This is a genomic window from Nocardia jiangxiensis NBRC 101359, assembly GCF_000308615.1.
Classification (GTDB): Bacteria; Actinomycetota; Actinomycetes; order Mycobacteriales; family Mycobacteriaceae; genus Nocardia; species Nocardia jiangxiensis.
The window spans coordinates 1-10,844 of the sequence record NZ_BAGB01000171.1; the positions used below are offsets into that span (position 1 = coordinate 1).

At 67.1% G+C, this 10,844-nt stretch carries 3 protein-coding genes and 1 pseudogene; 2 read left to right on the top strand and 2 right to left on the bottom strand.

Annotation, left to right across the window (positions count from 1 at the left end):
- Positions 1-7,421, top strand: a pseudogene (locus tag ON40_RS54160) (SDR family NAD(P)-dependent oxidoreductase); the annotation flags it as partial.
- A 32-nt stretch (positions 7,422-7,453) separates the two neighbouring features.
- On the opposite strand, the gene ON40_RS43890 reads toward ON40_RS54160, so the two are convergent.
- Entirely contained in the window at positions 7,454-8,632 is a 1,179-nt protein-coding gene (locus ON40_RS43890; protein ID WP_051194515.1) for a hypothetical protein, read from the bottom strand.
- A gap of 170 nt (positions 8,633-8,802) precedes the next feature.
- Entirely contained in the window at positions 8,803-10,074 is a 1,272-nt protein-coding gene (locus ON40_RS43895; protein ID WP_051194516.1) for a diguanylate cyclase domain-containing protein, read from the bottom strand.
- Between the two features lie 210 nt (positions 10,075-10,284).
- Between ON40_RS43895 and ON40_RS43900 the strand changes: the two genes are divergently transcribed.
- Positions 10,285-10,812, top strand: a complete 528-nt coding sequence (locus tag ON40_RS43900) for a DUF5666 domain-containing protein (protein WP_040831702.1) — start codon at positions 10,285-10,287, stop codon at positions 10,810-10,812.
- The last annotated feature ends 32 nt before the right edge of the window (positions 10,813-10,844 follow it).

Sequence of the window (10,844 nt, forward strand, 5' to 3'; positions counted from 1 at the left end):
TGGTGGAGTGCGAGATTCGCGAGGTTCGTGCGCGACAGATCGATGTGGACTACGCGTCGCATTCGAGTCAAGTCGAGGCCATCCGAGATGACCTGGTGAAGGTGTTGTCCGACATCGAGCCGCATTCGTCGGAAGTTGCTCTCTTTTCCACCGTCACTGGAAGCCTCTGCGATACAGCGGTTCTGGACGGCGAGTACTGGTATCGCAACATCCGGCAGACGGTGGAGTTCGAGGCTGCCGTGCGTGCGGCCTGCGGGCAGGGATATCGCGTGTTCGTCGAATCCAGCCCACATCCGGTGCTGGTCGGTGGCGTGCAGGACACGGTCGGTGAGTGCGTCGAAGATGCTGGGGCGGTGGTTGTTCCGTCGCTGGGGCGTGGTGAGGGTGGGCTGGATCGGTTTTTGATCTCTGTCGCACAGACTTATGTGCGCGGTACGGGGGTCGAGTGGAGTTCGGTGTTCGCGGCGTCGGGGGCTCGTCGTATTTCATTGCCGTCGTACGCTTTTCAGCGGCGGCGTTACTGGCTGGCAGGCGGTGGTGCGGGTTCGGCCGAGGTCGCTCCGGACAACATGTTCGAGCTGCAATGGTCGCGTGCCCCCGAGGTGGGCGAGCGGACCACGGAATTGACGATGCTGCCCTGGGAGGTATTCGAACAGCGCAGGATTACCCCGGCCGCATCGACCTCGAATGCAGTAGATGCCGATCTCGCTCGGGGCAGGCTTGTTCCGGGTGCCGCGGTAGCGCCGGATGCGGTCGGTACCGCTGCTGCTCGGGGTACCACTGGTCTGGCTGGGGATGCGGTAGTTGCCGATGTTGCTCGCCACAGGGCCGTTTCGGATGGGGTGGTAGAGGAGGCGGCCTCGAAGTCGAGGGGTGAGGCCACTCCGGATGTGGTGGTGTTGGAGGTGGAGGCGTTCGGTGGCGAGGTGGTGGCGGATGCCCACGCTCTCGCTCGTCGGGTGTTGGGTGTGGTGCAATCGTGGTTCGCGCAACAGGTTTCGGGCGTCTTGCTGGTTGTGACGCGCGGTGCGGTGGCGTTGCCGGGTGAGGATGTCACTGATCTGGCGGGTGCGGCGGTGTGGGGGCTGGTTCGTTCCGCGCAGTCGGAGAATCCCGGTCGGATCGTGCTGGTGGATACCGATTCCGACCTCGACGCAGCCGCGATCCTGGCAGTAGGCGAGTCGCAGATACTGGTCCGCTCGGGAGCTGCGTACATCGCCCGGCTCGTGGGGGTGCCCATCGAACCACGCACCGGCAACGCTGCATCACACTCGGCTGCAGCTGGTTTCGATCCGTCGGGCACGGTGCTGATCACCGGTGGTACCGGCATGGCCGGTGCGGCGATTGCCCGGCATGTGGTCACCGAGCACGGTGTTCGGAACCTGGTGTTGTCGAGTCGCCGTGGTGTGCAGGCGGACGGAGCTGATGATCTGGTCGCGGAGCTGACCGAATCGGGTGCGCAGGTGCGGGTGTCGGCGTGTGACGTGGCCGATCGGGATGCGTTGGCGCAGTTGTTGGCCGACATTCCTGCCGAGGCTCCGCTGACGGCCGTGATCCATACTGCCGGGCTGCTCGACGACGCGGTGATCGGTTCGTTGACACCCGAACGCGTCGACACGGTTCTGCGCGCGAAGGTGGATGGCGCCTGGAATCTGCACGAGTTGACTCGCGGGCTGAACCTCGGTGTCTTCGCCCTGTTTTCGTCGATGGCAGGCATCGTGGGCTCTGCCGGACAGGCCAACTACGCCGCGGCGAATACGTTCCTGGACGCCTTGGCGACGCACCGCCGAGCACACGGTTCCGCGGCGGTATCGCTGGCCTGGGGATTGTGGGCGGACACGAGTGGCATGACCGCCCGGCTGCGTGCCGAGGACCTGGCCCGGATGAACCGCGGTGGCCTGGTGGCGATGTCGTCACGGGAAGCGCTCGGGTTGTTCGACGCCGCATTGAGCATCGATCGCCCTTGTCTGGCACCGGCGCGCATCGATCCCGCCGGGATTCGTTCCCAGGCGGTCTCGGGCGTCGTCGCGCCGTTGTTCGCGGATCTGGTCCGCGTCGAGTCGGGCCGCTCGGCCGATGACGGGGAGTCCGTGCTGACGCGAAGGCTCCAAGGAACGACCGGGAAAGAGCAGCACGCCGTGGTGTTGCGGACCGTCCTGTCGCACACCGCCGTCGTTCTCGGGCATACCGGTCCCGATGACGTCGACCCGGCTAGCACCTTCCAGGACTTGGGATTCCGATCGCTGACGGCGATCGAATTCGGAAACCGGCTGAAGGCCGCGACCGGACTCGCCTTGTCGTCCACACTCATCTTCGACTACCCGACGCCCGCCGCGCTCACCCGCCACATCCTGGGGGAGATCGTGGGGGTACGGGATCAGGGGCAGCGTCACTCTCCGGTTCGGCCGGTGGTCGACGAGCCGATCGCGATCGTGGGTTCGGGGTGCCGGTTCGCGGGCGGGGTGGATTCGGTGGATCGCCTGTGGGAGTTGGTATTCGAGGGCAGGGATGTGGTGTCCGGGTTCCCGGAGGACCGCGGTTGGGATGTAGCGGGGTTGTTCGATCCGGATCCGGATGCGGTGGGTAGGTCGTATACGCGGGCGGGTGGATTCCTCGATGACGTGGCCGGATTCGATGCGGCGTTCTTCGGGATTTCGCCTGCTGAGGCGACGGTGATGGATCCGCAGCAGCGGTTGTTGTTGGAGGTGTCGTGGGAGGCGTTGGAGCACGCGGGAATTGATCCACAGCAGCTGCGCGGCACCTCGACCGGCGTCTTCACCGGCATCATCAACCAGGCGTACGGGGCCGCCTCGACCGACGGTGAGGGCTATCGCATGATCGGCTCGGCGTCGAGTGTGGCGTCGGGTCGGGTGGCTTACGTGTTGGGTCTGGAAGGTCCTGCGGTGTCCGTGGATACGGCGTGTTCATCGTCTCTCGTAGCGTTGCACTTGGCCGTGCAGTCGTTGCGGCTGGGTGAGTGCGATCTGGCTTTGGCCGGTGGCGTCACCGTATTGTCCACGCCGGCAGTCTTTCCGGAGTTCAGTCGGCAACGGGTGTTGTCCCCGGACGGACGCTGCAAGGCGTTCGCCGAATCCGCCGACGGCATGGGGTTCGCCGAGGGCGCTGGTGTGCTGGTGGTCGAGCGGTTGTCGGATGCGCGGCGGCTCGGGCACGAAATCCTGGCGGTGGTACGGGGTTCGGCGCTGAACCAGGATGGTGCGTCGAATGGTCTGACCGCGCCGAACGGACCTTCACAGCAGCGGGTGATCCGGGCCGCCTTGGTCAATGCCGGTTTGTCCGCGGCGGATGTGGACGCGGTCGAGGCACACGGCACCGGCACGGTACTGGGCGATCCCATTGAGGCACAAGCATTGTCGGCGACCTATGGGCGAGATCGTCGTGATGGTCGGTCCTTGTTGCTGGGGTCGGTGAAGTCGAATATCGGTCACACGCAGGCAGCTGCGGGTGTGGCCGGTGTGATCAAGATGGTGCAGGCGCTGCGGCACGGTATGTTGCCGCGGACACTGCATGCGGATGTGCCCAGCCCGCATGTGGATTGGTCGTCCGGTGCGGTCTCGCTGTTGAGCGAGTCCCGGCCATGGCCCGACACGGGTGCGCCACGCCGTGCGGGCGTTTCCTCGTTCGGGATCAGCGGCACCAACGCGCACGTGATCCTGGAACAGGCGCCCGACGTCTCCGACCAGCCCGAACCCGACGGCGTGCGATTGCCCGTGGTGCCGTGGGTGCTGTCGGGGAAATCGGCCGAAGCATTGACGGGGCAGGCGAACCGGCTGCTCGAGTACGTGCGGCAACGTCCGGACTCGGACGTGTCCGATATCGGTTTCTCCCTGGCGGGCCGCTCGATATTCGAGCATCGAGCCGTCGTGGTCGGCAGTGATCGCGACGAGTTGATCCGCGGGCTGACCGAACTGATCGAAGGTGCGCCCGGGCGGAACGTGGTGCACGGCCGCGCCGACACCGCGGGCAGGACGGCGTTCGTCTTCCCCGGCCAAGGCGCGCAATGGCTGGGCATGGGTGCGGATCTGTATGCGAGTTTCCCGGCCTTCGCCGAGACATTCGATGCCGTGGTCGACGTGCTGGACAAATATCTGGACCGGCCGTTGCGCGAAATCGTCTGGGGCCGTGACGAAGAGCTGCTGAACAGCACGGAATTCGCGCAGCCGGCCCTGTTCGCGGTCGAGGTGGCGCTGTTCCGGCTGCTGTGGCAGTGGGGGCTGCGACCGGATTTCGTGCTGGGACACTCGGTGGGCGAGTTGAGCGCGGCCCACGTGGCGGGCGTGTTGTCGCTGCCCGATGCGGCCGCGCTGGTCGTCGCGCGGGGACGACTGATGCAGGCTCTGCCGGAGGGCGGAGCGATGTTCGCGGTGCAGGCCGACGAGGACGAGATCCGATCCTCGCTGATCGACGGCGTTGCCGTCGCCGCCGTCAACGGCCCGCGATCGGTGGTGATCTCCGGCGCCGAACAGGCGGTGCACACCATCGCGGATCGGTGGGGCGAACAGGGCCGCAGAATTCACCGCCTGTCGGTGTCGCATGCGTTCCATTCCCCGTTGATGGAACCGATGCTGGCCGAATTCGCCGCGATTGCCGAATCCGTCGCGATTGCCGAACCGGAGATACCGATCGTATCGAATCTCACTGCGGGGCAGAGCGATACGGACTACGGCTCGGCGCGATACTGGACCAGGCACGTGCGGGAGACGGTGCGGTTCGCCGACAGCGTGCGGTTCCTGGAGTCGGCCGGTGTGACCCGGTTCGTCGAGGTGGGGCCGACCGGCGGACTCGCGGCATCGATCGAGGAGTCGCTCTCGTCTCCCGATGTCGCCGTGACGATCCCCGTCCTCCGGAGAGGACGAGCGGAGCCGGAAGCGCTGATGCTCGCGCTGGGCCGTTCGGTGGTAGCGGGCGTGTCCTGGAGTGATCTGTTCGACGGGACGGGTGCTCGTCGTATTCCGTTGCCGTCGTACGCGTTTCAGCGTCGGCGGTTCTGGTTGTCGAGTTCGGTCGCGAGTGGTGATGCGGGTCGGCTCGGTGTGGGCGAGACCGGGCACGGGTTGCTGGGTGCGGTGGTGGAGCAGCCGGATACCGGTGGAGTCCTGCTGACCGGGCGATTGTCACTGGCGGTGCAGCCGTGGCTGGCCGATCACGTGGTGGCCGGTGCGGTGGTGTTCCCGAATGCCGGGTTGGTGGAACTGATCGTTCGTGCCGGTGACGAGGTCGATTGCGGTGTCGTCGAAGAATTGCTGCTGCGAGCGCCCCTCGTGCTACCGGCCGAGGGAGCGGTCCAGGTACAGGTCGCCGTCGGACCCGGTGGCGACGCCGGACAGCGGACGGTATCGGTGTACTCGCGACGAGGTGAGGGCTCCGGTTGGGTGTTGCACGCCGAGGGGGCATTGGGCCCCAAGGGTTTTGCGCCCGACGTCTCGGACCTGTCGGTGTGGCCTCCGGTGGATGCCGTCGAGATCGATGTCGCCGATACTTATGCCCGGTTGACCGCGCAAGGGTATGTGTACGGCCCGGCGTTCCGAGGTCTGCGAGCGATGTGGCAGCGAGGTTCGGACCTGTTCGCCGAGGTCGCTGTGCCCGCGGATACCGGTGTGCGGGTAACCGGCTTCGGCGTGCATCCGGTGGTCCTGGACGGGGCTCTGCACGCTGCGATCGCCGCTACCGACGGAGGAGGGATCGCCCTGCCCTCCGATTGGGCGGGCGTGTGCCTGCATGCCGGAGGCGCGGATACGGTGCGGGTACGGATCAGCCCCGCCGGTGCCGACGCGGTATCGCTGGAATCGGTTGATGGCGAGGGCCTTCCGGTGTTTTCGGTGCGGTCGGTGACGATCCGTCCGGTGGCGGCCGAGGAGTTGCGTGCGGCGGCAGCGGCATTGTCCGGGACCGGTACGGACAATGTGTTCGAGGTGGTGTGGTCGCCGGGCGTCGTAGCCGCCGATGTCGCCCTGGATGTGGCTGCTCCCGTCGTGGTCTTCGAGGCGAGTGCATCGCGACGTGAAGTAGTAGGCGAAGTTCACGACCTCACCCATCGGGTGTTGGCGGCGGTGCAATCATGGCTGGCGCAATCCATTTCGGGCACATTGATCGTGATGACGCGTGGTGCGGTGGCCTTGCCGGGCGAGGGTGTCGAAGATCTGGCCGGTGCGGCCGTTTGGGGTTTGGTGCGGTCGGCCCAGACCGAGAACCCTGGTCGGATCGTGCTGGCGGACACCGATTCCGACGTCGATGCGGCCACGATCCTGGCAGCCGGGGAGTCGCAGGTCGTCGTTCGATCAGGAACTGTGCACACGGCGCGACTGGCGCGGGTCGGCGTTGAATCAACCAGGCCCGCAGTGATTTTCGATCCCGCTGGCACGGTGCTGATCACCGGCGGTACCGGTATGGCCGGTTCGGCGATCGCCCGGCATGTGGTCGCCGAGCACGGTGTTCGGAATCTGTTGCTGGCCAGTCGGAGTGGTATCGAGGCCGCGGGTGTGTCCGAACTGGTCGCGGAACTGACCGAGTCGGGTGCACGGGTGCGCGTGATGCCGTGTGATGTGGCTGATCGGGATGCGTTGGCGCAGTTGCTGGCCGACATTCCCGCCGAAGCTCCGCTGAAGGCGGTGATCCATACGGCCGGGGTGGTCGACGACGCGGTATTCGGTTCGTTGACACCCGAGCGCGTCGACACAGTACTGCGCGCGAAGGTGGACGGCGCCTGGAACCTGCACGAATTGACTCGTGACCTGAATCTCCCTGTGTTCGTGCTGTTTTCGTCGATGGCAGGCATCGTGGGCTCGCCGGGACAGGCCAACTACGCCGCAGCGAACGCCTTCCTCGACGCCTTGGCCACCCATCGCCGGGCACAGGGCTCCGCGGCGGTCTCCCTGGCCTGGGGATTGTGGGCTCAGGCCAGCGGCATGACCGGACATCTCGGTGCACGGGACATGGCCCGGATCGGTCGCGGCGGCCTGGCCGCGATGTCCTCGCAGGAGGCGTTGGCGTTGTTCGACACCACGCTGCGCATCGACCGGCCCTGCCTGGCCCCGGCACGCCTCGAGTTGCGTGCCCTGGACTCCGGAACCGACGTATTTCCGCTGCTCCGCACACTCGCCCCGACGCCGCTGCGCCGACAGGTCGACACCCGGCGGGCGGTCGTCCGGACGAATATCGACGAGCTGCCCCCGGCCGAACGCCGATCCGAGCTGCTCGAGATGATCCGCGGCAAGGCCGCCGTCGTCCTGGGTTTCGCCGGTCCGGACGATATCGACCCGGACTATCCGTTCGAGGATCTGGGCCTGGATTCCATGGGCGCGGTGGAACTGCAGAACAGCCTGGGCGCGGCCCTGGGACAACCGCTGCCGCCCGGACTGGTCTTCGAGTACCCCACGACGACCGAGTTGGCCGACCACCTGCTCGATGATCTGTCGGTAGAGGTGAATCCGGGCTAGCCGACTCGGGAAACCTCGGCGGAGCCGCCCGGCTCGTCCAGCTCGTGAATGCGAGTCGCGTCGAGCCGGGCCGCGACGTCCACCGTGCGGATCGAGGGATCGGCCAGGTGCCGGCTCACCGCCTCGGACACCTGGGCGGCGATCCGGCGACGCATCTTGCCGATCACGCCGAGCGTGCGCGCCCGCAATCCGTCGGCTCTCAACTGGACGTCGATCTGCGTGCTGTGCGGCTGCTCCACATCGATCACGATGAGCAGCGGAGCGGCCGTGCGCGTCATCAGGACCAGCGGAATCTCCACCTCGGCGTGATAGTGATCGGCCTTGCGCACATCCACGACGACGTCCAGCGTGACCGGGACGACCATGTCGAAGGCGACCGTGTCCGCGTCGGCTCGCTCGGTGACCCGGGGCAATCGGATGACGCCCCGGGCCGTCACCTCGGCCGCGTCGCGCGGGCCGGTGCGCATCGAATCCACTTCGATCACCCGTCCCGACAGGCTCTCGGCCACCGCGCGCACCCGCGCGGGCGTCACGATGCGCGGCAGGAAGCGGCGGCCGAACTCCGCGTAATCGATCCAGTCGACGTTCGTGAGATCCGTGTGTTCGGCGGACTCGCCCGCGGTGATCGCCTCGATGTCGAATATTCGGGCCCGCCGGGCCTGGGGCTGGCCGAGCAGGACGTTGAGCCGGTCGGCGACCTCTTTGCGGACCATTTTCGCGGTCGGTTCCAGGAGTACTTCGGCCTCGGCGTCGACGGCGCCGGCCCGGATGATCGGCGGGCTGACGTCTCGTTTGGTGACCGGCGGGATATCGATGACCACCAGCAGCGGGTCGGCGGTGCGCGCGTGCAGTGTCAGGTTGATGTCGACCGCCGCCGCCAATTGCAGTTCCCGTCCGCCCAGCGTGACGGTCAGCTCCAGCTGCACCGGAATGCGCACTGCGAAGACGACTTCCGACCCGGTGCGGGTGATCGTCGGGGTTCCGATATCACCCCGGACCCACACCCGTGCGAGCTTGCCCGGTCCGACGGCGAACGGCCCCATCTCGATCCGCCCGGCCAGACTGGATACGGCCGCCTCGATGCGCGCGGGCGTCACCGCATGCGCGACGAAGCGTTCGCCGAACTCCCCGTAGGAGATCCGAGTGGGCAGATCGACTTCGCTGGACTGTCGCATAGGCTTCCCGGAATCTCGTGGTGTCGGACGGCGGCACGCTCCCGCCCCGGGCATAGGACGTCAAATCTACCGATCATGAGCCGACCGGCCAAGTTTCCGTGCTTGTCCGGGCGGCCACCGGGATCGCCTCGGGGACACCGAGTTTGCTTCGTTCCCGGTCGGCGGCGGGCCTACTGCCCGGTCTCGGGGTACTCGTCGGTGCGGTGCAGCACCCAGGTGCCGCGGCCGGCGGCCTTGGCGTGGTACAGGCCGGTGTCGGCATCGTCCAGCAGCTTTTCGGCATTCGCCCCGACCACCGAGGTGACCACGGCGCCGATACTGGCCGATATCGACAGCGGATCGCTGAGACCGACCGAAATCGGCTCTCGCAGCGTCTCGAGCATGGTTTCGGCGGCCGCGTGGGCCGTCTCCTCATCGCAGGGCGGCGCGAGCAGCCCGACGAACTCGTCTCCTCCGATGCGGGTCAGCGTTATCTTCGGCGAGGTCAGGGCCGCGTCGAGCCGACGGCCGATCTCGGCCAGCACGCTGTCTCCCGTGCGGTGGCCGTAGCGGTCGTTGATCAGCTTGAACTCGTCGAGATCGAGAAAGCACAAGCCGATCTGGTCAGCGGGGTGAGCCTCCGCGACGATGGTCTCCAACTGCTCGAGCAGGCAATGCCGATTCGGTAAACCGGTCAGCGGGTCGTGACGGGCCTGCCACCACAGTTTCTCCTGCATGGCCCGTCGCTCGGTGATGTCCTCCCCGACGGCCAGCAGGCGCAGGTCACGTCCGCCCGCGCCGCGCACCAGCGTCATCGTCCACGCACCCCAGCAGACGGTGCCGTCCGGGCGGCAGAAGCGACCTTCGAAATGCACGGTGCCCTGTCTGCGCTGGTACAGCTCGACGACCACCTGACGGAGTTTGTCGCGGTCCTCGGGGTGCATCAGGTCCAGACCGGCCACCCCCGGCAGGTCCTCCGGGTTCATCCCGACCATCCGAGCCGTGGTGGGATTGGCTTCGAGGGTGATGCCGTTGCTGTCGTAGAGCGCGATGGCCACCGCGGCGTTGTCGAACAACACGCGGAAGCGTTGGTCGGCAGCCTCCTGGCTCCGGGTGTAGATCTTCGACAGTTCGGTGGCGTAGCCGCGGCCCAGCTCGCCCAGCAGCAGCCCGAACCGCGGTACGCGATCGGGCTGCTGTGACCGCTCCAGCAAACTGGTCAGAGCGGCGGCGGTCGGGCCCATCATGTCGGGGCCCGTCAGCTTGGACCGCACCATTTCGCCCCCGATCCGGTACGCGGGCGACGGGTCGAACGATTCGGCCGACAAGGCGGCTTCCAGTTCGACGATCCATCGTGCCGTCAACCGGCGGATGTCGTGTTGCACAGAGGTCGGCACGCCACCGCAATCGATCAGAGCTGCCGACCAGTTCCGCGCCGTGTCGGCAACCTCGCGACCGTCCATCCGCGAGGACCTTCCTCCATCCCTGGACCATCCGGTCCAGCACCGACGCCCCTCCCCATTCGCTATCACTCAGCATACGAAAGAACAGCTGTGCTCGCGTCGGTGGCAGCTACAACCGGCTACGACGCGGGCGGAGCCGTCTCCGGATCCGTCCCCGGGGGTGAGGATAGGTCTCTCGCGGTCCGGCGCGACTCCGCCTAATCTCCGGTTATGAGGCAGCTGAGCAGCCCGTGGTCCCATCTGCCCGAACGTATCGCTGCTCCGGAGCCGGTCCGCCACGAGGAGATTCCTCCGCCGCCGGAACCGTGGGCCGTCGTGCGCCGGCGATTGCGCGAGTTGTCGGCCTCGTCGCTCGTCGTCATCGGATTGTGCCTGTTGCTGGTGCTGGCCGTGCTGTCGTCCTGCCTGCGCAGCGACAACCATCCTTCCGCGTCGGCGGGTCCGGTGGCGAGTACCACGGCCGCTGCACCCGCGGCGGCCGCGCCCGCGGCGAACCGCGGCATAACGTTCGGAACGGTCACCGCCACCGACGGCACGACCCTGACCGTCCAGGCGATACTCGGCGGGACCGTCGTCGTGCACAGCACCCCGACCACCGAGGTGCTGGCGCTGGGCGGTGGTCGGATATCCGATATCGCCGCCGGTTATTCGGTTTTCGTGCACGGCGACCGGAATCCGGACGGGTCCATCGTCGCGAGCCTGATCATCGGCGGACCGCTGGATCTCTCCGGTAAGTGATCGCCGACGGCGATACCGCGTGTTCAGGGGCG